Below are 23024 nucleotides of genomic sequence, written 5' to 3'. Positions count from 1 at the left end.
ATCTCCTCAGACCTCAATTCAGGTGTTAGTTAAGTTCGTCCTATTCTCACCGAAGGCGTTTACCCATTGTCTTTTAAAATCTACGACATCTGACGCAGTTGATGGAAATGCAACCATACTTTCAATGATATCAGGAGCTACAGTAACAGCTTCAGCGCCCGCTAGGCAAACATCATGCACTTGTTGTAGATTTTTGAAGCTAGCTGCTAAAATTTCACATGATAAACCATACGCAGTGAAAAGCTCCGAGATTTCTTTTACAACCAGGCCACCATTTCCCGATAAATTATCAATGCGATTGACATATGGTGCAACATATTTCGCACCAGACTTCGCTGCAATTAATGCTTGAAACGCCGTATAAACTGTAGTTGCTAGGGAAGGTATATTTTCTGCAGTTAGTAGTTTAATAGCTTTAATTCCTTCTTCGGTTACAGGAACTTTTACAATCAAATTTCCAGAAAGTTCATTTGTTATAAATCGAGCTTCATCTAAAATTTCTTCCGCTTTATCGCCTAATGCTTGAACAAATAATTCTTTATCATTTCCAATGATAGAGCGAATTTCTTTTAACACTTCTAAGTAAGGTTTTTCTTCTTTAACTAGTATGGAAGGGTTCGTTGTTACTCCAGCAATAGGGTAATATTCATTTAACCAGCTAATGCTTTCTATGTTTGCTGAATCTATATATAGCTTCATATTGCTGCCACCTTTCAGGCTGTTGTTTTAATAGTAAATAAATAGCGGAATCCAAGTGTCGCCATATTAAGAAACATTTGGGAACCTTTATTGAATATTTAAATTAACCTCTTGATTTACCACCTGAAATGTTTATGGTTGTTCCTGTAATGTAAGTGGAGTGGTCAGATACTAAATAAGTTACTAAGTCAGCAATTTCATCTAGCTTTCCAACACGACCTAAAGGTATGGAACTAGTATAATTGCTCTCTAAGTCTTCTACTTTAACATTTCTTGTGTAAGCTAATGCCTCATTGTAAGCGTCAGTTGTTAAACCAGTTTTTTCGTTAATTCCTGGTGCAACCCCTACCACGCGGATATTGTGTTTGCCAAGCTCTTTCGCCCATGATCTTGTAAACCCATTTAAAGCGCCCTTTGTTGCAGAGTAAACACTTTGTCCAGCAGAACCTTCCATACCAGCTTCCGAAGTTACATTGACGATGACACCACCATTTTGTTTTACAAATTGTCTTGTAACAGCCTGTGCACATAAAAATGGCCCTTTTTGGTTCACATTTACCATAAAGTCAAATGCCTTCTCATCAATTTCATATTCTGGTTTTTCACCTTTGACATCAACCAAAAGACGGGGGAGGTTCACCCCAGCATTATTAACGAGTGCATCAACGTGGCCATACTTTTCTACAGTTAGGCGAACCATGTTTTCAACACTTGCTTTATTGGTTACATCAGTTTGTACAGTATATAGATTCGCTGCTTTCTCTTCTGTTCCAACGTTTAAATCGGCAACTACTACATTAGCACCATTTTGTTGAAGTGTTTCGGTAATATGACTGCCAATTCCAGAATCTCCTCCGGTTACGATTACTACTTTACCTTCTAAATCCGTCCATGATTTACTCAATGTTATTACCCCAATCTTTTAATTTATTTGCAGTTCAATTAACATGCATGATTGAATTTTTATAAAGAAGTCGTGATTCACGACTTCCTTATCTCTCAATTTTGATAACATCTCCAACATTGATTTGCTTAATTTCTTTATTTTCCAGTGATAACGTTCCTGGAAGGTCCGCCACATCAGCTCCGTCAAAACGTAAGGTTATATGTCCTAGAGATGATAGATTTTTGTTTACCGCGTCGCCAACAGCAGTGATTTTGTACGTTGCTTCTCCAATGGTTAATACATCTCCCGATTGAATTTCTTTGTGTAAATTATTTTCTGAATGTAGAATACAAAATTCTGCTAGTTCTGCTGGTGCATTATCTTTAAATGTAATTAACATACCTTGTTCTAAAAATTCGTTTACTGATTCACCTAATTTTGTTACAACCGTTGTATAAATTGTTTCTGCCATTTTCCTTCGCTCCTTTAGATTAAGATTGATACATACCAAAGCTTGCTAACCAAGCAATAAATACGGTTGGCGCACCTGTTAAGAACCGGCCATAAAGGACAGCTGGAACACCTACTTCTACAGTTTCAGGTTTCGCTTCTGCCAAACCAAGTCCAACAGGCACAAAGTCAGCTGCAGCTTGAGAGTTAATTGCAAATAATGCTGGTAACGCGAATTGCGGAGGAATATTACCTCGTCCAATTTCAACCCCGATCAATGTTCCAATAACTTGTGCTATAACTGCCCCAGGACCTAAGAATGGCGAGAAAAGTGGGAATGATACGATTGCTGATAAGAGCAGCAGTCCCCATATACTTCCACCTAGTGGAGTTAACACGTTTGCAACTAGATCACCAATACCAGATTCAAGGATTACGCCAATTAGCATAGCCACGAAAGCCATAAATGGTAATATTGTTTTTATTACTGTATCTATTGCATCTCGACCAGCTTGATAAAGAATGGACATAAAGCCACCCATTACTTGACCAACTTTAGCAATTAATCCTCCATTGCGTTGTTCACTAATTTTCTTCGAGCTATCATATGTGTTTGATTTTTCATTGTTTGTTTTTGGAGTTTCTTCGATTTTTTCTGCCGCAGATGCTGCTTCTGCTTCTACTTCACTTTTCTCTGCTACTGTAATATTTTCAGGTTTTACAGCTGATACGTAAATATCTTCTGTAATGAAGTCTCTCATTGGACCACTTTTTCCTGTAGCCATGATATTCATAGTTGGGATACGTTTTTTCGGATATAAACCTGCGCGTAATGTACCACCACAGTCAATAACTACTGCAGCCATTTCATCTTCTGGTACACTTGTTTTGAAGCCATCCACTAGCTCAGCTCCACTTAATTCTGCAAACTTTTCAGCAACAGGTGAAATGGTTCCACCAGTAATATTTACGATTTTATTCTTTTTCTCATTCACTTCAATGGTTAATGGTCCACCGAATCCCCCAGGACCAGCTTTAACTTTTAATGATTTATACTCAGCCATTTTATGCTACACCCTTTCCTGTATCTAACTTAGTAGCCAATTTGACACCTTGCTTTTTCTCCATGTAGGTTACACAGAGATCTGTAACCCATCCTCTTAACATGTTGGTTACGATACCAACCAATAGGTAACGTAATGCTAAATCACCAGTTGAAAGACCTAATTGAGTAATCCCAGCAGCAACCCCTAGAAATACGAATAATTCACCAGGATTAACGTGCGGGAATAAACCATTCATCGAGTGACAAGAATAACTTGATGCTGCGTAATATCCAGGTTTGTATTTTTCTGGTAAAAAACGTCCTAAGGACAGTGTCATCGGATTTAGCAGGAAGAATGTCCCTACAAATGGTAATACTAGATATCGTAAAAAGATATTTTTAGATGAAGCCATTGCTAATTTATTTACTTTGTCTTCCCCTACTAACCGAACGATTGCATTCATTGCAACCATCAGAACAATAATTAAGGGAATAATACCTGTAACAAAACCTACAAATGTTTCTGCACCGCGTTCAAATAATCCAATAAATCCTTCCGCCATACTAACTAAGAAATCCATGTGTTTCCCTCCTATTTATGTTTATTTACTAAAGCTTGAAATTAATTTCCCAAAAGGACTTTTTTGTTGAGGAATTTCTTCACCTTTCGCAACTGTCTTATAAACTTCAACAGCATCGTCAAATGCTTTTTTAGTAAAACGGTCCATTTTGTTATAAATCTCTGAATCTATATTTAACAAATCTTGTCCTTCTAATAGTTTGAAGTCTCTAAACTTAGCGAAAATGGTAAGCCCTTGCATTTTTCTCGCCGTATGAATTCTACGTCTTTTATCAATCCCCATTAAAAGAACAACACCGGTTCGGAATATCCCTTTTGATCTACCAATTGATACCCGACCTACTTTTCTTAGATCATTATAATGTTGATTGAAGTTCTTGATTTGGCCAGTTCCTAGTATCGTTTGAAGTATCCAAGCAGCCATTATACCAACCATGATTATTAAAATTTCCATAACCGATATTCCTCCATTATTGATTATTGACTTTCTATCATTCTACTAATTTCAATTGCCGTCTCTTCACTGGTTACTAGTGTGTTAATAAATTTACCCTTCATTGCACCGATAATAGACTCAACCTTATCCTTTGAATAGGCAATACCTATGGAATAACGCAAATCTCTTAAAGCCTCTAGTTTAATGGCAATCGTTCTTTCATCAAGGGAAGAATGAATAGCTTCACCATCCTTCGTATAAAAACGAGAACAAATATCACCAATACCATGATGCTCTTTTAGTTCGTCCTGTTCAGCATCTCCAAGAAACCCAGACCAAACCATGTTTGAAGAACTAATCTGTGCACCTATACCTACAATTGCTACAGTTGTTCTCTCCCAAAGCTCAACAATTTCTCTCATAAAACTTGAGTCGAGAATTTCTTGTGTCGTTTCCTTAGACTTGTAAACAGCAGCAGCATTAATGAAATGCGATTTCCCTTGAAAGGCATTTGCCATTCTTAATGCGATAGCGTTTACGTGAAAATCTGTACTCATTCCACCAGGACCACCAACTAATGGTACGCATTCTACCTTCTTGGGGTTTAAATCATGAAGTTCATGTACTGTTTTCCCTAATGTCGTGCCCCACGCGACTCCGATTATATCTTCATCTAGAATGATACGATTAAATAACTCGCTACAGGCTTTTCCTATACTCTTTAAGACAGCCTGATTATTTTCTTCTATAAAAGAAGGAACAATAATTACTTCTTTTAGTCCAAAATGTCTTTTAACCTTATCTTCTAAATCAAAAAGTTCCTTTGAGTTACTTTGAACTTGTATCTTTACAACGCCCTTATCTCTAGCTTTCTTTAACATTCTGCTAATTGTAGTTCGATAGATACCCAGCTCTTTCGAAATCTCCCCTTGCGTGTAATTCTCATCATAATAAAGCTTTGCAATTCGATATAATAATCTTTCCTCTTCCCAGTTCAAATACAACCCCCTCTCCTAAGATTGCACAAATGTGCAGAACATTATCAATAGTGCATATGTAATTGCTTTCATTGTATTCTCTCTGTCGAAGTTTGTCAACATTAAAAATTTAGAATATAAAATTAAACAGAAAGATAGGAGATCGACTAAAGTAAATATGTGTGGAGGCGGGAGAGTTTCATTTCTGGAGTTAGAAGTTCTCTATTTATGATATGAAAAAAATTGTATGATTTTTTATGCTACTATCTGAAATGAGTGGGAGTAGGATTTTTTTGAATGGTGAACTGAAGGGAGTGTAGAGGAATTAGGAAAAGGTAATATATGGGGATAGCAGAGAAGAAAAAGGACTCTTCCTAATTGGTAAATTGTAGATATGTCAATAAAGCGAGTAATATTTAGTAGAATATTACTCGCTTTATTTGTCTGGGGCTAAGCCAAGAATCTATTAGAGATTCATTTCAACCTTGTCTTATATTCCCTTTTTATTAATACACAGAAACTTCATCCCAGATATTATCTGCTATAGCTTTAAGGAAGCAAAAAGAACCGTCCCTATGCTTCCCAATGAAACCTTTTCATCATTTATCCGTATGTATAGATAGCATCAGAGTTTATGAAAGGGGATGAAATGTTGAGGAAAGTTAAATTTTATTTTGTGGGTATTTTATTTTTACTAGTAATCGGACTTGCCGCATGTGGCAATGAGGATCCGAATGAGGTTAGTGAGGATGCATCTGCCGAGGAGTCAGGGCAGAAGGAGAAAACGGAAGTTGATGAAGCTGCGGGATATGAAGAGGTGGAATCCTTTGATTTAGAAGGACCAGTGACAGTCATGAACTTTTCTCTCGATGAAGATGGAGACACATTGCTTTGGGGAGAAAATGATGGTGGTTTTGGTGATGCCTTAAGACGGAATGTATGGGTTGATGGAGAAGTGAAGGAACTGGACATCGAGGTTTATGGTCAGTTTTCCTATTTGACTGGTCCAGGTCATATTATCACGTCACATACCGACTGGGATGCACCCGAAACAGAGAGGTATTCCATCATCGAATATGACCCGAGTACGGGTGAAACAGAAGAATTCGTGGCCAAAAATGACCGTGACGATATATTGCTTCCTAATTTTGGTACCTATATTCAAGACCCAAGAACGTACATTCACACCGTTACCAATATAGATCGTGAAGATGTGGATACATATATTTGGAAAGTGGACAACAATGAATTCATCGATTTAAACTTTATCAAAGATATAAAGGCGCAAGCTGGGGAAGAATTACCGAACTACCCAAATTATTTCCTTAATAAAGATGCATCAGTAGTATATGCGGCTGTATTGAATGAAGGGCTTTACTCATATGATATTGCAACTGGAGAAACAGAAAAACTGTTTGAATCAGACAATCTTTTTATGAACCATTACATGACGACAATGCTGACCTCTGATGAAAAGTATCTCGTATATGGAATTAATGATCCCACTGCGGAAGGTCTGCATATTACATACCATGCTCTTGATTTGGAAACGAAAGAATCAATCGAACTTGGTGTAGGAGAGAAAGTCTATACGCTGACAGATGGGAATGTTGCACTCATCGAGGAAAATGAAGTGAAGCTGTTTGACTTTGAGACGGAAGAACTAGAAACCGTCCATACCATCGAACTCGGAGAAAACCAGGAACTTGATCAGGCAACTATTAGTTTAGACGGAAATACGATTGCCTATGGCTACTCAACAGAGGGTGAAGAGGATGAAGAGGACACTTCCCATATGAGCATTTTGAGTAATCAATAAGGTTTTATTGAGGTTTATGTGGAATACAGTAATGGACGAAGGGTAAGGCCCATTGGCTAATGAACCGTGGGCCTGCCCTTTGGTCCTTTTTTTAATTTCATTTTCTCTTGCACAAAAACACCATGAATCTCTGTCGAATCCACCAATCAATTCTCTACTATTTCCCAGGAAATGTCGTATTAAATAAAAACATATCCCACGTTCATTAACTTCATCCTAACTAATTGCAAAAAGTACTGCTATACCTAAATAGAGACTCCCTTAACGAACCCCTATTTATTCTTCACCGGATGATAATAAACATGCTCAGGGAAATCTGATACAATTCCATCTACATTTAATTGAAACAAACGGTCCGCTTGTTCTTGTGTTCTTGAAGTGTACGCGAAGATTTTCATTCCTGCTTCGTGAACATTACTAACTAGTTCATGCGTCACTATGTTCATATTTGGATTGAAATAATCAGCATAAGTAGCAAATTCAGCTAACTGTTCTTCCGTTACATCTGCCCAGCTCATTCCGGCAAGAACGCCATGAGGGATACTTGGTAAAAGTTCTTTTGATATTTTCATAGATTCATGGTTAAATGACTGGATAATAATTTTATCATTATTTGGGCGCTCCATATTTCTCTCAGTCAAAGCATCCGCTACTTTCTCTTCTATTCCTGGATAAAGTTCTGGTGCCTTCAGCTCTATTAAAATACCAACTTTACCACGAAATGTATCTAATATCTCCTCAAAAGTAGGAACCTTTTCACCTGCATACCCTTCACCAAACCAGCTGCCTGCATCCAATTCTCTAATCTCTTCAAACGTTAAATCTCCTACATCGCCCGTTCCATTTGTAGTACGATCCACAGTAGTGTCATGAATGACAACAAGCTCTCCATCCTTTGTCATTTGAACATCAATTTCAATATAGTCCGCCTTCATTTCAACTCCCTTATGAAAAGCCGACATCGTGTTCTCTGGTGCATGTCCAGATGCTCCGCGGTGCGCTACATTTACCACTTCTTGTTGCTCCTGTTTCGAGATGACGCTCCCTAATTCACTTTGTTCAGCAGCCAGTGCAGGTCCAGCAAAGGCAGTCATTGCGATACATAAGCCTACTAAAATAGTCATTATTCGTTTCATATAACCACTCCTTATCCTTTGTTAATTCTATTATAAGAAGTGAATATCAAGCAGGTATTAATAGACTATTAAAAAGACGTGAGGAATTGTACGAGTATTTTCCTAACTTAAAATAGTGTCGATTGCAATCTTTCATATTCCATATCCGCTTCACAGCAGCCTTTGTTTAAGATGAATAGCAAAAAGGAGACCATTCTAATGATAGAATGATCTCCTTCCATGGTTTCTAAAGTTCTTTAAACTCGTCTTCTTCGACTAAATAGATCTGTGCTTCATCTAATTTAAGATAAGTATCTGTTCCTGAACTGTACTTTATAAGTGTTGGTTCATTAGAATCGACATCACCCAATGATAATACCATTTCAAAGTTATAATCCTTATCATCTAATATAAAATTGCCAGAAACAAAATATACGTTTTCATAGGCTCTTCCGGTAAAGCCACTTATTATTAGTTGTTCTTGTTCATCATTTTTCTCGATTTGATAGTCTTGACCTTCTTCGGGAAATTGAATTGTAACTTGATTTTCTTGCTCTGCAACAAAATCCTTCACTGTGGAAATAATTGTGTTTCGATTACTTTCTGTTAAACTGCTTTCATTTCCTTTTTCCTCCTTTTCTTGCTCACTGCCTTTATCCTCTTCATTGTTTCCACATGAAGCCAGCAAAGCCATTGATAATACAACAATCAAAATATAAATGGAGATTTTAACGTACTTATTCATTAGACTCTCCTCTCCCCTATTCTCTTATTCTATCAAATTATGTTAGCACAATTATATGACAAACATTTATATCTCCTATACGATTACATTGAAAATATGTTTCACTTTTAAACCTTCTTCTCATTATTCCGCATAGGTTATTTCATACCTTATCTTTGAGAATCTAGAAGAGATCAATGTTCATAAATTTTAGGAATTTTTATTTAATTAAACATCGTGAATCGACCATCAGGGAAAAATGTCGATACTTGGCTCAAATGAAGCGGTAATCTATTATCAAAATAAGACTAAAAGGAGATCATTCTCACATTAGAATGGTCTCCTTCTCACTTCAATTTAGATATTCAACTCAATCAACGAATTTCTAAGACTCGATCTTGTTCTCTACCATATCCATCGATTTCAATTCGGTCGTTGTACACTTTAACAATTGCATATGATGCTGTATCAGGTGTTTCGACCATACCTTTCAGATTCACGTAATGGATGCCATTATGTAATCCATAATTCCCGGCATGATTATGCCCATTAAAGTAAGCAGCTACATTTCTATGAGATTCTAGTGTTTCGCGGACTTCCTTATCATTCCACACGTTATATTCTTTTTCAGGGTAAACAGGATGGTGGGCGAACACAATTACTCTTTCATTCCGCTTTTCTGCTTTTACAAGTACTTCTTCAAGCCATGTTAATTGTTCTTCGCTAATTCCGCCATTCCACGGTTTAGCATTGCTAGCACCTGCTTCTTTTAGAGCTATATACATTTCTTTTGCTTGCTGGTACTTCTCAGAGTCTTCCGGGTTCGCATATAAACTTAAATCATTCGTATCAAGTACAATATAACGCCAATTTTTATATTGAAAGTCATAATATTGGTTTGGCATCCCTAGTATGTCTATTACTTCATCCCTTGTTACGGGAAAATCATGATTCCCCAGTACATGATATTTCGGACCTTTTATCGTATTAAAAACAGGAAGAATCGTAGCAAAGCTAGAAAGGCGCCTATCGATTAAATCACCAGTTTGAATTGTAAAATCAACGTTCTCTTTATTAATGGTTTTTGAAGCTTCTTGAAGCTTTTCTATGGAATTCCGATAGTACCTTGTCCCAAGGGGTTCACAGTCACAATATTGAATATCCGACATAATTCCGAACTCCATCTCTGGCTGCTCTTTTCCTTTTGCAGCTTCAGTAACAGTAGGAATGATGCATGTCACTGCAATCATTAATACAACTAAGAAACGCAAACCAATTTGTTTGCTTAGAATCTTCTTCGTAGGGTCTTGTGATTTCATCTATTTTCCCACTTTCTCTTTTGTAGGAATTATTATTACACTTTTACCATAGATAAATTCAAACAAAAATAGATAATTATACCGAAATTATAGGTGATTTTAGATTTCTTCCTGAGATACTATATATTCTTCAATTCTTAATGATGGTTTTCGAAAATTTGACCTTTAACTTAGTAAATGTAAAGATCCTACTTTTCAAGTATATTCCGGAACTTCTGCTAGTAAGTGTTGTGTCTCTTTTAAATAAAAAAACAGCAAAGGTCAAAAGGAGACCATTCTCATATTAGAATGATCCCCTTCTTACTTAAAATACTGATCTTCAATTTATTTATTGAATCTCTAAAACACGGTCTTGCTCACGACCATATCCATCAATTTCAATACGGTCCTTATAAACTTGTACAATTGCATATGATGTTGTATCAGGTGTTTCGACCATTCCTTTCAGATTCACGTAATGAATGCCATTGTGTAATCCATAATTCCCAACATGATTATGTCCATTAAAGTAAGCAACCACATTATTATGGGATTCTAATGTTTCACGAACTTCCTTATCGTTCCACACATTATGTTCGTTTTCCGGGTAAGCGGGGTGGTGAGCGAACACAATTACTTTTTCATTTCGTTGTTCTGCTTTCGCAAGTACTCCCTGAAGCCATGTTAATTGTTCATCGCTAATTCCACCGTTCCAAGTTTGAGCATTGCTGGCACCTGCTTCTTTTAAAGCTGTATACATTTCTTCCGCTTGCTCATACTTCTCTGAGCCTTCCGGATTAGCATAAAAACTTAGATCATTTGTATCAAGTACGACAAAACGCCAATTTTTGTATTTGAAATCATAATATTGATTTGGCATCCCAAGAATGTCAACTACTTCCTCCGTTGGTACAGAAAAATCATGATTTCCCAGCACGTTGTATTTCGGACCTTTTATCGTATTAAAAATAGGAAGAATCGTAGAAAAACTAGAAAGGTCCCTATCAATTAAGTCACCGGTTTGAACCGTAAAATCAACATTTTCTTCATTAAGGGTTTCCGAAGCTTCTTTAAGCTTTTCTATCGAATTTCGATAGTATCTTGTCCCGTTGGCTTCACAATCGCAATATTGAATATCTGGCAGAATTCCAAACTCAATTTTTGGCTTTCCTATCCCTTCAGCAGCATCAGTGACAGAAGGAATCATAAATGCAACTGCAATTATTAATCCGGCTAGTAAACCCCACCCCATTTGTTTACTAAAAATCTTCTTTCCAGTTTCTTGTACTTTCATTCAGTTCTTTCCCCTTTCTCTTGTACGAATTATTATTACACTCTTATCATAGAAAAAATCAATCGGAAAATGGCTAATTTTACCGATAGTTTAGGAAATATTAAGATATTTAATGAATATTTTGGAATTATTTAGTTCTTAATATTGTTGACTGTGGGGAACCCTGTAAAATTAGGTAGTACTTCCCTTAGTGGTATACATTTGTAAGTGTTTTTTCATTGATATAAACTACTAAAATAGTTACACGGAGATTAAAAATGTTAACTGTCTACTAAAATATCCTAGTCAGAGATTCATGATTTCCCTTTCCTCTATAAAAAATTTCATTATCGCTACGCTATAAACGCATCATTATGCGATAATAATTACAGTAGACACTAAAATAATCGGGGGGATTTACATGCTTCATCAATACTTCAGTAAAGTGAAAGATCTTCTTAGTGACGTGGAAAATAAGGAGACAGATAAGTTATCCCAAGCTAGTGAAAAGATTGTAAAGTCCTTTCAAAATGGTGGTATAGTTCACTTATTTGGGTGCGGCCATTCTCACATGATAGGCGAGGAAGTGTATTATCGGGCTGGTGGTTTAGTACCCATCCATCCTATTTTGCACGAGCCCTTAATGCTTCATGAAGGTGCGACTCGTTCTTCAGAGTTGGAAAAACAACCAGATTATGCAAAGAGCTTTATGGAGGAACAGGATATTCGAAAAGAGGATGTCTTGATTGTTACGTCCACTTCCGGCAGAAATCCCGTTCCTATCGATGCAGCATTAATTGCAAAAGAAAAGGGTGCCTTTGTGATTACCATCTCCTCTTTCATATATGCCGAAAATCAAACTTCCAGACATCCAAGTGGGAAGTTCTTGCATGAAGTGGCTGACGTGGCTATTGATAATCACATACCAGTTGGTGATGCGCTGTTATCTCATGAAAAGGCCAAAGTAAACTTTGCTTCCGGTTCAACAATTATAGGAGTATCCATCATCAATGCTTTGATGGCAGAAGTAATTGCAAGTATGGCTGAAGCAGGACTAGAACCACCCGTTTTAATTAGTGGCAATATAGATGGATCAGAAGAGCATAATCAAGGGTTATTAGAAAAATACAAAACTAGAATCTCCTTCTGACTTTTGCGAATATACCGAATAAGTATAGTGGTATAGACAACTATATTTATGGGTGATATATTTTAAGTGTAATAAAAAGGAAAGATTAGTAGATTTCATTTGAAAACGGATACAACTAATTTTTATCTTTCGTTAATTGAAATGATATTTTTACACTTATTAAAGAAGGAGAGGTTTTTCCTATGATGAATTATTTACAAAACCTCGGTAAGTCGTTAATGCTTCCAGTAGCTGTATTGCCAGCAGCTGCGATCTTAACTGGGATCGGCTATGCCATTGACCCAGAAGGCTGGGGTTCCGGAAATGTTATTGCTGCATTCCTGATTAGTGCCGGTAACTCGATATTAGACTTTATTCCAATACTGTTTGCTGTCGGGGTTGCAATTGGTATGACAAAGGAAAAAGACGGACCTGCAGCGCTAAGTGGTTTAGTCGGTTATCTCGTTATTACGACGGTTCTATCTACTGATAATGTTGCAAACCTGCTTCAAATAGAAGTAGAAAATGTAAATCTGGCCTTTAATGAAATTGAAAATGTGTTTGTTGGTATTATTTCTGGTTTAATTGCAGCAGCCCTATATAATCGCTTTAGTCATGTGAAATTGCCAGATGCATTAGCATTCTTTAGCGGAAAACGATTGGTTCCCATATTAACAGCGGCAGCGATGTTAGCCGTTTCGATGATCATGTTATATGTCTGGCCTTTCGTATATACTGGATTAGTTTCCTTTGGTGAAGCAATCAGCGGTTTAGGAGCGATTGGCGCAGGGCTTTATGGATTCTTTAACCGTATCTTAATTCCGACTGGGCTTCACCATGCATTGAATAACGTATTCTGGTTTGACCTTGCGGGAATTAATGATATTGGCAACTTCTGGTCTGGAGAAGGTGTCAAAGGGGTAACCGGAATGTACCAAGCAGGGTTCTTCCCGGTTATGATGTTTGGTGTTCCTGCAGCAGCACTCGCGATGTACCATACAGCAAAAACCAAACGAAAGAAACAAGCAGCTTCCTTGCTGATGGCGGGTGCAATTGCATCCTTCTTAACTGGTGTGACGGAACCACTTGAATTCTCATTTATGTTCTTAGCACCTGCTCTTTATTTCGTACATGCTGTTTTAACGGGGATTTCCCTTTTCGTTGCAGCTTCGTTTGGGTGGACAGCTGGGTTTAGTTTCAGTGCAGGACTCATTGACTTTATACTAAGCGCACAGCTTCCATTAGCAAATCAGCCTCTTATGCTGATGGTTCAAGGTTTAGTATTCGGTGTGATCTATTACTTCCTATTCCGCTTCTTGATTGTGAAATTTAACTTCAAGACTCCTGGACGTGAAGATGATGATAAAGAAGTTGTAAATGCTGAACCTGTAGCCAATATATCCGGCAAAGATAAATATGCCGTGATGGCAGAGCAGATTTATGATGCACTTGGCGGAGATGAAAATGTCATGTCTGTCGATAATTGTGCAACCCGTCTCCGTCTTGAGGTCAAAGACATGGAAACTGTTGACCAAGAACGCATTAAAGCAACTGGTGTTCCAGGAATCAATGTCGTTGGGACTCACAATATCCAAGTTATTGTTGGAACACAGGTTCAAGCAGTAGCAGATGAAGTGCATAAAATACGTAGAAATAAATAACTAAAAGGCCAGTATTCGCATACTGGCCTTTTGAATAGGTGTACCTGTTTATTAACATAAAGCTAGTCCTGTTCACGTTTCATTTGCATTTTGAACTTGTATTTGTCAGATCGATAGATAGAATTAACATACTCAATCGGGGTTTGTTGTTCATCTTTCAGATAACTGGTCCGTTCCATCACAAGTACAGGTTTACCGCGCGGGATATTCAATTCACGAGCTTCTTCTGTTTTTGCCAGAGCGGCTTCAATTGTTTGCTCCCCGTAGGCGATGGATAGGTTTAAGGTATTCTCAATATAATCGTAAAACGACACATTAAAATGGTCTAAAGATAATTCACCAACCAGCTTTTTCGGTGTGAAAATCGTTTCTAATGCAATAGGTTCCTCATTTGCCAATCTTAGTCGTTTGATTACATATAATTCATCATTCGGCTCGACTTTTAGAATCGATGCCGCTCGTGGATTGTCTGCCATGATTTGAAAGCTGAGTAACTTATTTGAAGGAGTCAACCCGCGATTTCTCATATCTTCACTAAAGCTGGATAATCCTGATAAATCTTGCTCGAACTTTTTTTCAGCTATAAAAGTACCACGGCCTTTTTGCCGATAAATGAGTCCTTCCTTCACTAAATTGTTAATTGCTTGCCGGACAGTCATTCTGCTAATATCGTATTTCTCGGCATATTCACGTTCAGATGGAAGCAAGTCGCCAGGATTCAGTTCTTGTTTGATCAGGGTTCTAATTTCTTCTTCTAATTGATAGTAAATGGGGATTGGGGAGTTCTTATTAATCATCGCAGCGTTCCCTTTCGAGTTCAATATTTACCCTATTTTAACAAAGCAAGACTAACTTGTACACAGTTACAGATGTATAGACAACTATAACTCATTATGATAAATTCTAACTATCCGGAAAGGAATGATAATTCATGAATTCATACTTATTGATTAAAAATGCAAATATCATCTCAGAGGACGGAGAAGAGATAAAAGGCAGTATATTAATAGAAGATGGCATTATAAAAACGATTTATCAAGGGCAGAATCATCCAAACAGCTTGTCAGATACTGCAAGTTTGATTGATGCAGCAAATTTAAAGGCAATCCCTGGGTTCATTGACGGTCATATCCATGGTGCCAATGGTGCAGATACGATGGATGCTACAGAAGAGGCACTCGATAAGATGGCTGCTCTATTACCAAAAGAAGGAACGACAAGTTTTCTAACGACAACAATTACTCAGTCCACAGAAAATATAGAGAAGGCACTAACGAATATAGCAAACTACACCAATAAAGACGCACATGCTGAAATCATTGGAGTTCATTTGGAAGGGCCTTTTGTAGAGAAATCGAAAGCAGGAGCGCAACCACTACAATATATCGTTGAACCAGATCTGGATCAATTTATGAGATGGCAGGAAGTTTCGGGAAATTCCATCCGAACAATTACGATGGCACCAGAACATGATAAAGATGGCGTATTTATTAAATCGCTGAGTGATCATGGTGTAAATGTATCTGCTGGACATACGAATGCTGGATTTGCTGGTATTGAAAGAGCTGTAGAGCAAGGTGTGAAACAGCTTACTCATTTATGCAATGCGATGAATGGAATTCATCATCGTGATATCGGTGCAGTTGGAGCAGCATTCCAGCTTGAGCAATTAAAGGCAGAACTGATCGCTGACGGTGTACACGTCGCCCCACAAATGCTTCAGCTTATCTATCATAATATGGGCAGTGAACGAATCATTCTCATCACAGATGCCATGCGTGCCAAAGGATTGCCAGATGGTGACTACGAACTAGGTGGGCAGCCTGTTAAAGTAAGTAATGGCCGTGCTGTTTTAGAAGAAGGCACATTAGCGGGCAGCATTCTGAAAATGGATGACGGAGCCCGAAGAATGCTGAGATTAGATGGTGTAACTATAAAGGATGTCGTAAAAATGGCCTCCGTTAACCCGGCAAAACAGATTGGTGTTTATGATCGTAAAGGAAGTATTTCTGAAGGCAAGGATGCAGATATTTTACTAGTTGATGATGATTTAAATATTAGGTATACGATTTGTCGTGGGGTGATTTCTTATAGAAGTGAGTAACTTTGTAAATATAGATAAAATTACTCTCCCCTCCCCTTTTGTAACTCATCGGCCTCGGAATACACGAATGCAATTGGCAGAAAAAAGGCGAGTCTATCACTTTTAAGGTTGGCTCGCCTTTTTCATGAATATTAGACACTTAACCATGCCTTTCAGCTTCACTTAATGAACACCATGATGTAATCAATAATTCTAACATAATTATGTCTATTAAAATAAGCAACCACATTATTATCCTAGTATTCTGATCTTATGCGCATCCATATCATTCTACACGTTATATTCTTGCAATAAATGCGAAATTTATAAGACATATCTCTTGAATACAAAATAGTTTAGTAGTAATATAATTAATGTAAACGCTTACTCTAACACCCAAAAATGATATCGATTACATAAGTGTCACAATCTTTCACGAATAATACAAAGGGAGGAATGGCATTATGATTTATGCAAATCCTAACACAGATGGGGCAATTGTTCATTTTAAAGAAAAGTATGATAACTTTATTGGCGGCAAATGGCTAGCCCCAATTAAAGGGGAGTATTTTGATAATAAAACACCAGTTACTGGAGAGGTATTTACAAAGGCTGCTCGTTCTTCCGCAGAGGATATTGAGCTTGCATTGGATGCTGCACATGCTGCGAAAGATGCTTGGGGCAAAACTTCCCCCACAGAACGTGCACGTATTTTGAATAAAATTGCTGACCGCATGGAGGATAACTTAGAATATCTTGCGGTTGCAGAAACTTGGGATAACGGAAAAGCAGTACGTGAAACCTTAAACGCAGATATTCCGTTAGCAATAGACCACTTCCGTTATTTTGCTGGCGTGATTCGTGCTCAAGAAGGCCGAACAACTCAACTAGATAACGATACCGTAGCATATCATTTTCATGAACCACTTGGTGTTGTTGGACAAATTATTCCTTGGAACTTCCCAATTCTTATGGCAACATGGAAAATTGCTCCAGCATTAGCTGCAGGAAACTGTATCGTCTTAAAACCAGCGGAACAAACTCCGGCTTCTATCATGGTACTAGTAGAATTAATTGAAGACTTACTTCCTGCAGGAGTACTTAATATTGTAAATGGTTATGGAGTTGAAGTAGGAAAACCGCTTGCAACGAACCCACGTATTGCAAAAGTGGCATTCACTGGTTCGACTGCAGTGGGCCGACAAATTATGCAATATGCAACCGAGAATATCATTCCTGTGACATTGGAGCTTGGTGGGAAATCACCAAACGTATTCTTTGAAGATGTCTTGGATAAAGACGATGACTTCTTAGACAAAGCGATTGAAGGTTTTGTCATGTTCGCCTTAAACTCCGGCGAAATTTGTACATGCCCTTCTCGCGCATTAGTTCAAGAATCGATTTATGATAAGTTTATAGAAAAAGCAATCGAGAGAGTCAAAGCGATTAAAGTTGGTAACCCTCTTGATACAGAAGTCATGATGGGTGCTCAAAATTCTACACAACAGCAAGATAAAATTCTTTCTTATATCCAACTTGGAAAAGAAGAAGGCGCTGAACTATTAATCGGTGGTGAAGTAAACCAGCTTGGTGGAGAGTTGGATAATGGAAATTACATTCAACCAACGATCTTCAAAGGGGACAATAAAATGCGTATTTTCCAAGAGGAAATCTTTGGACCTGTCCTTGCTGTTACTACTTTCAAAGATTTTGATGAAGCAATCGAAATCGCGAATGACACCTTATATGGCTTAGGTGCTGGTGTATGGTCACGTAACGGAGATATTGCATATCGTGCTGGACGCGCAATTCAAGCTGGTCGTGTCTGGACTAATACGTATCATCAATATCCAGCAGGTGCTGCATTCGGTGGTTACAAGATGTCTGGTATTGGTCGTGAAAACCATGCGATGATGCTTGAACACTATCAACAAACAAAAAACTTACTAGTAAGCTATAATCAAAAGCCTCAAGGATTCTTCTAAATCGAGAGGGTGTAAGCTTTATGGTGAATCGTGTCATTGCGACGGACGAAGCTCTGTATTTCATAGAAACAATGAAAAACAGACATGGGGCTATTATGTTCTATCAATCTGACGGTTGCTGTGATGGTTCTGCACCAATGTGCTATCGCGAAGGAGATTTCCTGTTGGGTGACTCAGACCTCCTTCTTGGTACGATTGGCGGCGTACCATTTTATATGCATAAAGGTCAGTACGAGTACTGGAAGCATACACAGCTCATCATCGATGTTAAGAAAGGCGCAGGCCCAACCTTTTCATTGGATAGTATCGAGGAGAAGCATTTTATTACTCGCTCCCGCGTGTTTACGGAAGAGGAGTATGAGGAAGTGGAGAAAGGAATGTAGTAGGGTGCTCATCGCTTTACTTAATATAGTACTAATGGAGTTTTTGTAATATGAAACGGGATATCGGAGCAACTAGTAAAAATAAGTAAAAATGGTTCCAATCATTTGCTTTGATTGGAACCATTTTAGTAAAGTGGGTTTTTATATCGTTTATTGTTTATGGCGGTGTACTTTCTCAAGTTTACATTCATAAACGCAAAAGAACATTCATTTTCCACTATATCCCTAGTCTGTATTTGTTATCCTATAAAGTTGAATTAGTTTATTAATGTCATGTATAATATATTTAAATATAGCATAAGATTAAAAATAGACAGAGTGCTACCAACACTCTGCCTATAGCAACATACATGCCGCATAAAGTGCGGCTGACCAGGAAATATTTAGTTAAAGTAACCTATCCTAAACTTTTGGTCGAGCGTGGGACGGTTACTTTTTTCTCATTTCTTTGACGATTTGCACAACAAGTGCCAGTCCATTTACTAGAACTAAACCTAATGTCAGTGCAATGATAATTGCTTCATATGTCGTCATTTTTATACCACCTCCCTTCTTCCTTACGGGAGATGGCCAACCGCCCATCCGCTTTATGTAGTTGCTTTTACTATTTTAACAATATTCTTACATAATATCTATGAAAATTAATCCCCTTTTTCTAGCAATCCTCCAGCAACTACAATTATTTGCTCGTTACTCCGGAAAGTTGAACCCTTTTATTATCATCTCACTCCATATGTTCAAAAGTTGACCCATTAACAATCAACTGGATCTGAAACCTAGAGGTGGATTCAGTCATGTTTTAAGCAGATACCTGCCTCCTATATCTGCATTTAATATTGAGCGACTATCACATCGTTTGGATCAACTTTTTAACTACCTGGTCAACTTTGAAGAATAAAGATAAGCCACACTTTAAATAAAAAAAGGAAAGTTCCATGTAGATTTATACATAAAACTTTCCTTCGTACTTTTTTCTATTAATCTTTCCATTCCTTAATAAACAGATATGACCTTAATATCGCAGGAAAAAATTTAGAAACGTTCCTTTTAATCTCTTTCTTTCTCTTAGAAATTAACTTCCTACTTCTCCAACGGTAAAGAAGAATCTGCTGTCCACTCAGACATGGACCCATCATATACCGCAACATTATGCTGACCTAATTTATTCAATAGCAGTGCATTCCACGTTGCTGCGATTCCACCGCCACAATAGGTAATCACTTTTTTATTTGGATCGAGTGCTCCTACTTTTTCAAAAGCTTCTTTTAGCTTTTCATCATTATAAAGTTCTTTTGACTGAGGATTGGAATGATTAACAAAAGGTACATTACAGCTCCCAGGAATTCGTCCACTGTTAAATGCTTCCTCTGTTAAACTATTAATCAGGATGACATTTTCATCATCTAATGCCGCTTTCACATCTTCTTTCGTAACAAATAATTCTGGACGGCGTTCACCAGTAAATGTAGCTTTTGGATAAGAACCAGCCTCAGTGCTAACTTCACGGCCTTCATCAACCCACTTCGCAAATCCGCCATCAAGGACAGCAACATTATCTAATCCTTCATAACGTAATTGCCAAGCAAGGCGTGATGCCCAGTCTGACGCAACATCTGAAGAACCAACTGTTGCGTAAGTTTGGTCATATACAACTACATATGTATCCTGATCCCCTACGCCCAGTTCTGTTATCTTTTCAACAAATTGTTCTCTAGATGGAACAGTAAAGCGGATAGGGGCATCCTTGTCTGATAGTTCATTGAGCAAATCAGCGTAAACCGCACCCGGGATATGACCCTTCTCGTACGTTTCCTTTCCTGATGATAATTCAGCGCCACCATCTTCAGTAGGCTTCAAATAAGTTGTTGCGTCCAATAACCTTAGGTTTGGATCATCTAATTTTCCTGCTAACCACTCGGTTGATACGATCAACGGAATTTTACTCATGCTGTTCTCCTCCATTATTATATATTATTATTCCTATTAATCTACTTGTTTTTATAAATATATCACCTTATTATTCTAAACTCAACTCAGAAAAATAATGTGATAATTTAAAATTCACAATTTTAATGTGCTCGTTTAATTAGTTTAAACTTAATGAAGGTCTATTATTGTAATAGAGCTAAAATATTAAAAAACCACTGTTTTCATTGAAAAATAGAAGTGCCTACCACAAAACTTCCAATTACTTATCACAATCCAAGAAAATGAAAACAATGTAATATTTATTATTGAATCATATTTAAGTAATAGAAATCGATGGTCTAAATCAGTTCGAGAGACTGGTACAGATAATCTATTATAAATGGTTATTGATGTAGCTAAGACACATAATTTGGGATCCCTTGTTCTCCATAAAATATCATGACCCAACTACTCCCTCGACTATCGTTTATGATAAGAATTCTAAGGACCTATAATCTTTCGGGTCAATTTCTTTAAGCTTTTGTAACTGCTGTATGCTCGGTTCATTCGTATATGTAAGCTCATCATATAATAAAGGAAAACCTGTTTGTTTTTCCACTTCCTCAAGAGTTGTATGAGGATGAATCGATTCCAAATGTAATTTTCCATTTTTATATACAAAGACACATAATGGGGTGATAATTTTCCATATGTTTCCTCTAGTCGTAACAAAATCTACTTCATTCACAAACGTTCTCGGATCATGTTTGGTTCTCCATATGATTACCTTTTTCGCCGTTGGGATGAGAACTGCACTTCCTGCTCCCCCCGGTAAGCGCACCTTAGGTTTATGATAGTCCCCTATGACAGATGCATTCACATTCCCATTAATATCAAACTGAACTCCACTTAGAAACGCTGTATCTAGCTTTCCACGCATCGACAAATCAAAAATCTCCTCTAAAGGAAAATAAGCTTCCGCAGCTCCTACTAAATCCGCGCCAGCAGAGGAATAAGAGGCGTTTTTTATCGTGGTAGGATTTACCCCTCCCGGAATATTTAAATGAACAAGGTTAGGGGCATGCATATGTTTTGCCAGTTGCATGGCTACCATAGGCAAATGGGAAGAGACTCCATGGAAAACTGTCTCGCCATCCATTAATAAATCGGCAATCGTACATGTCATTAAATCACTAATCTTATATGACTTTACCAACTTCTCTTCCTCCCTTGCCCACTATAATCCTGAAGATCATAGGATGAAATAAATTGATTGATTTCGGCTTTTTCCTTTAAACCAATAAATGTACGCAATGCCTTGTCATCCAACTCATATTTTTTATAACAAGATGTCGGTAAGGCACCTTTTGGAACGTGCACAACCGCTTCAACTAAAAATCCGGGAATATCAATTCTTTCATTGTTTTGTTTAGTTTTATAACGGGGGACAATTTGCTCCGTTGTTATGATGATACGTTTGGCTGCACGTGACATTAAAACATCTTCAAATTTTGGCCCATAAATAATCGCATTTCCTTGTTCATCACACTCTTGTACATGAATGATAGCCACATCAGGAAAAATTGACTGAACCAGTGTGACCGGTTCTTTTGTAAATGGATCTTCTACCACTACAAAGTAGTCATTATATTTGATGAGATCACCATATTGCATCCCTTGTACCGGCATAAAAGGAACATTGGCTTGGGCACCTCTTAAGGCACTTATAACGGTATAACATGCATGCTCATTTGTTTTAACTTCACCGGATTCAACCGCTTTTCGGTAATGCTTCGGAAGACCATACACGGTTTCATAACTGACAAAACCAGCTGTTACCGTTTTAACCGCACCAACTGCATATAATAAATCGATATCATGGGCACCTGCTGTTTTTACAAGTGAAAGTTTCGACTTTTTCCGTCTTGCTAATTCTCTTATAAAAGCCATAGGTGCACGGTGTAAAACATTCTCGCCTATTGCTAGCATTGTGACGCATGTAATTTATCTATAATTTGAGGCAAGGCCTCGACTGTTTCAAAAGGGGCCTGATGTATGATAAGTTGAACGGTAAACCTGAAAAATTGCTCCATATCTAGGAAAAGTTGAACTTTTCACTCATAAACTTGCTCTACTATGTGGAAAAGTCACTCCATTTCCTGTTAAAGTTACTCCGCCCCACACAAATGTTGCGCCATACTTCTATTAACTCGCTCTATAATACAAATGTTGTTCCAACCTCCTGAACAGAACACCAATTCTATCAAGAAATGGGTTCGTTTAAAACTCATAAATCCTAATTTTGACTACAACTACATAAGTTGGATTTTTTCTACTATTAGAATAAAGGAAATCCTCAATGTCCAAAATCTCGTTAGGAACTTCTTCTTCATTTATGCTGCGTTTCAGATTGACTTTCAACAGATCCGATGGCAAAATGTATATTTATTTTATAGAACAACAAATGGAACGACATGGGAGTCTTTCGGAAGGTTTTCAGGGGAGTTGAATGGACATTCGGAAAGATATCAATCAGGTTAATAACCACTTTCATTGGTAAACATGGTACTTGT

Annotated in this window: 22 protein-coding genes; 6 read left to right on the top strand and 16 right to left on the bottom strand. The window is 37.6% G+C overall.

Annotation, left to right across the window (positions count from 1 at the left end; all coding sequences use genetic code 11):
• Window positions 1-18: 18 nt before the first annotated feature.
• The 7 genes from D8M04_RS17960 to D8M04_RS17930 form a co-directional block, all read right to left on the bottom strand.
• The gene (locus D8M04_RS17960) at window positions 19-699 is read right to left on the bottom strand and encodes a transaldolase family protein (RefSeq protein WP_121524792.1); all 681 of its coding nucleotides are present in this window, start codon (window positions 697-699) and stop codon (window positions 19-21) included.
• A 103-nt stretch (window positions 700-802) separates the two neighbouring features.
• The gene (locus D8M04_RS17955) at window positions 803-1603 is read right to left on the bottom strand and encodes an SDR family oxidoreductase (RefSeq protein ID WP_121524791.1); all 801 of its coding nucleotides are present in this window, start codon (window positions 1601-1603) and stop codon (window positions 803-805) included.
• An 88-nt stretch (window positions 1604-1691) separates the two neighbouring features.
• Complete coding sequence (locus D8M04_RS17950) at window positions 1692-2057, bottom strand: PTS glucitol/sorbitol transporter subunit IIA (RefSeq protein ID WP_121524790.1); 366 nt, start codon at window positions 2055-2057, stop codon at window positions 1692-1694.
• A gap of 19 nt (window positions 2058-2076) precedes the next feature.
• Window positions 2077-3099, bottom strand: coding sequence for a PTS glucitol/sorbitol transporter subunit IIB (srlE, locus tag D8M04_RS17945; protein WP_121524789.1), 1023 nt, complete (start codon window positions 3097-3099; stop codon window positions 2077-2079).
• Window position 3100: 1 nt separating this feature from the next.
• Complete coding sequence (gene srlA, locus D8M04_RS17940) at window positions 3101-3661, bottom strand: PTS glucitol/sorbitol transporter subunit IIC (protein ID WP_121524788.1); 561 nt, start codon at window positions 3659-3661, stop codon at window positions 3101-3103.
• Between the two features lie 21 nt (window positions 3662-3682).
• Complete coding sequence (locus D8M04_RS17935) at window positions 3683-4114, bottom strand: transcriptional regulator GutM (protein ID WP_121524787.1); 432 nt, start codon at window positions 4112-4114, stop codon at window positions 3683-3685.
• A 23-nt stretch (window positions 4115-4137) separates the two neighbouring features.
• Complete coding sequence (locus D8M04_RS17930) at window positions 4138-5094, bottom strand: sugar-binding transcriptional regulator (protein WP_121524786.1); 957 nt, start codon at window positions 5092-5094, stop codon at window positions 4138-4140.
• Between the two features lie 631 nt (window positions 5095-5725).
• On the opposite strand from D8M04_RS17930, the gene D8M04_RS17925 reads away from it, so the two are divergent.
• Window positions 5726-6892: a DcrB/PsbP domain-containing protein gene (locus D8M04_RS17925; RefSeq protein WP_121524785.1), complete on the top strand. Its 1167-nt coding sequence runs from the start codon at window positions 5726-5728 to the stop codon at window positions 6890-6892.
• Window positions 6893-7164: 272 nt separating this feature from the next.
• On the opposite strand, the gene D8M04_RS17920 is transcribed toward D8M04_RS17925, so the two are convergent.
• From D8M04_RS17920 to D8M04_RS17905, 4 genes are all read right to left on the bottom strand, one after another.
• Complete coding sequence (locus D8M04_RS17920) at window positions 7165-8028, bottom strand: glycerophosphodiester phosphodiesterase (RefSeq protein ID WP_121524784.1); 864 nt, start codon at window positions 8026-8028, stop codon at window positions 7165-7167.
• A gap of 226 nt (window positions 8029-8254) precedes the next feature.
• Window positions 8255-8752, bottom strand: coding sequence for a hypothetical protein (locus tag D8M04_RS17915; RefSeq protein ID WP_121524783.1), 498 nt, complete (start codon window positions 8750-8752; stop codon window positions 8255-8257).
• 353 nt (window positions 8753-9105) lie between these two features.
• On the bottom strand, window positions 9106-10050 hold the full coding sequence (locus D8M04_RS17910) for a metallophosphoesterase (RefSeq protein WP_121524782.1): 945 nt from the start codon (window positions 10048-10050) through the stop codon (window positions 9106-9108).
• A 328-nt stretch (window positions 10051-10378) separates the two neighbouring features.
• Complete coding sequence (locus D8M04_RS17905; protein ID WP_121524781.1) at window positions 10379-11323, bottom strand: metallophosphoesterase; 945 nt, start codon at window positions 11321-11323, stop codon at window positions 10379-10381.
• A 400-nt stretch (window positions 11324-11723) separates the two neighbouring features.
• On the opposite strand from D8M04_RS17905, the gene D8M04_RS17900 reads away from it, so the two are divergent.
• Together D8M04_RS17900 and nagE are read left to right on the top strand one after the other, a co-directional pair.
• Window positions 11724-12452 carry an SIS domain-containing protein gene (locus tag D8M04_RS17900; protein ID WP_121524780.1) on the top strand — a complete coding sequence of 243 codons (729 nt, stop codon included), beginning with the start codon at window positions 11724-11726 and terminating at the stop codon, window positions 12450-12452.
• A gap of 182 nt (window positions 12453-12634) precedes the next feature.
• The gene (nagE, locus tag D8M04_RS17895) at window positions 12635-14092 is read left to right on the top strand and encodes an N-acetylglucosamine-specific PTS transporter subunit IIBC (RefSeq protein ID WP_121524779.1); all 1458 of its coding nucleotides are present in this window, start codon (window positions 12635-12637) and stop codon (window positions 14090-14092) included.
• A 62-nt stretch (window positions 14093-14154) separates the two neighbouring features.
• Here nagE and D8M04_RS17890 read toward each other — a convergent pair whose 3' ends face one another.
• Complete coding sequence (locus D8M04_RS17890; protein WP_121524778.1) at window positions 14155-14889, bottom strand: GntR family transcriptional regulator; 735 nt, start codon at window positions 14887-14889, stop codon at window positions 14155-14157.
• Window positions 14890-15023: 134 nt separating this feature from the next.
• Between D8M04_RS17890 and nagA the strand changes: the two genes are divergently transcribed.
• The 3 genes from nagA to D8M04_RS17875 all read left to right on the top strand — a co-directional run bounded on the left by nagA (window position 15024) and on the right by D8M04_RS17875 (window position 18543).
• Window positions 15024-16196 carry an N-acetylglucosamine-6-phosphate deacetylase gene (gene nagA, locus D8M04_RS17885; RefSeq protein ID WP_121524777.1) on the top strand — a complete coding sequence of 391 codons (1173 nt, stop codon included), beginning with the start codon at window positions 15024-15026 and terminating at the stop codon, window positions 16194-16196.
• 443 nt (window positions 16197-16639) lie between these two features.
• Window positions 16640-18160, top strand: a complete 1521-nt coding sequence (gene exaC, locus D8M04_RS17880) for an acetaldehyde dehydrogenase ExaC (RefSeq protein ID WP_121524776.1) — start codon at window positions 16640-16642, stop codon at window positions 18158-18160.
• Between the two features lie 20 nt (window positions 18161-18180).
• Window positions 18181-18543 (top strand): DUF779 domain-containing protein, encoded by a 363-nt coding sequence (locus D8M04_RS17875; protein WP_121524775.1) that lies wholly within the window; start codon window positions 18181-18183, stop codon window positions 18541-18543.
• A 429-nt stretch (window positions 18544-18972) separates the two neighbouring features.
• On the opposite strand, the gene D8M04_RS20290 is transcribed toward D8M04_RS17875, so the two are convergent.
• The 4 genes from D8M04_RS20290 to D8M04_RS17860 form a co-directional block, all read right to left on the bottom strand.
• Window positions 18973-19077 carry a putative holin-like toxin gene (locus D8M04_RS20290; RefSeq protein ID WP_222928601.1) on the bottom strand — a complete coding sequence of 35 codons (105 nt, stop codon included), beginning with the start codon at window positions 19075-19077 and terminating at the stop codon, window positions 18973-18975.
• Between the two features lie 546 nt (window positions 19078-19623).
• Window positions 19624-20490: a sulfurtransferase gene (locus D8M04_RS17870; RefSeq protein ID WP_121524774.1), complete on the bottom strand. Its 867-nt coding sequence runs from the start codon at window positions 20488-20490 to the stop codon at window positions 19624-19626.
• A 448-nt stretch (window positions 20491-20938) separates the two neighbouring features.
• Window positions 20939-21667 (bottom strand): CoA-transferase subunit beta, encoded by a 729-nt coding sequence (locus D8M04_RS17865; protein WP_246001338.1) that lies wholly within the window; start codon window positions 21665-21667, stop codon window positions 20939-20941.
• A complete protein-coding gene (locus tag D8M04_RS17860) occupies window positions 21661-22440 on the bottom strand; it encodes a CoA transferase subunit A (protein ID WP_121524773.1) in 780 nt (259 codons plus the stop codon). Before D8M04_RS17860 ends, D8M04_RS17865 begins: the two co-directional genes overlap by 7 nt.
• Window positions 22441-23024 lie beyond the last annotated feature (584 nt).

It is taken from the genome of Oceanobacillus piezotolerans (genome assembly GCF_003665065.1).
In the GTDB taxonomy this organism is placed as follows: Bacteria; Bacillota; Bacilli; order Bacillales; family Amphibacillaceae; genus Oceanobacillus; species Oceanobacillus piezotolerans.
The sequence above is the reverse complement of the archived record's forward strand: the minus strand, read 5'-3'. Positions and strand labels throughout refer to the sequence as shown.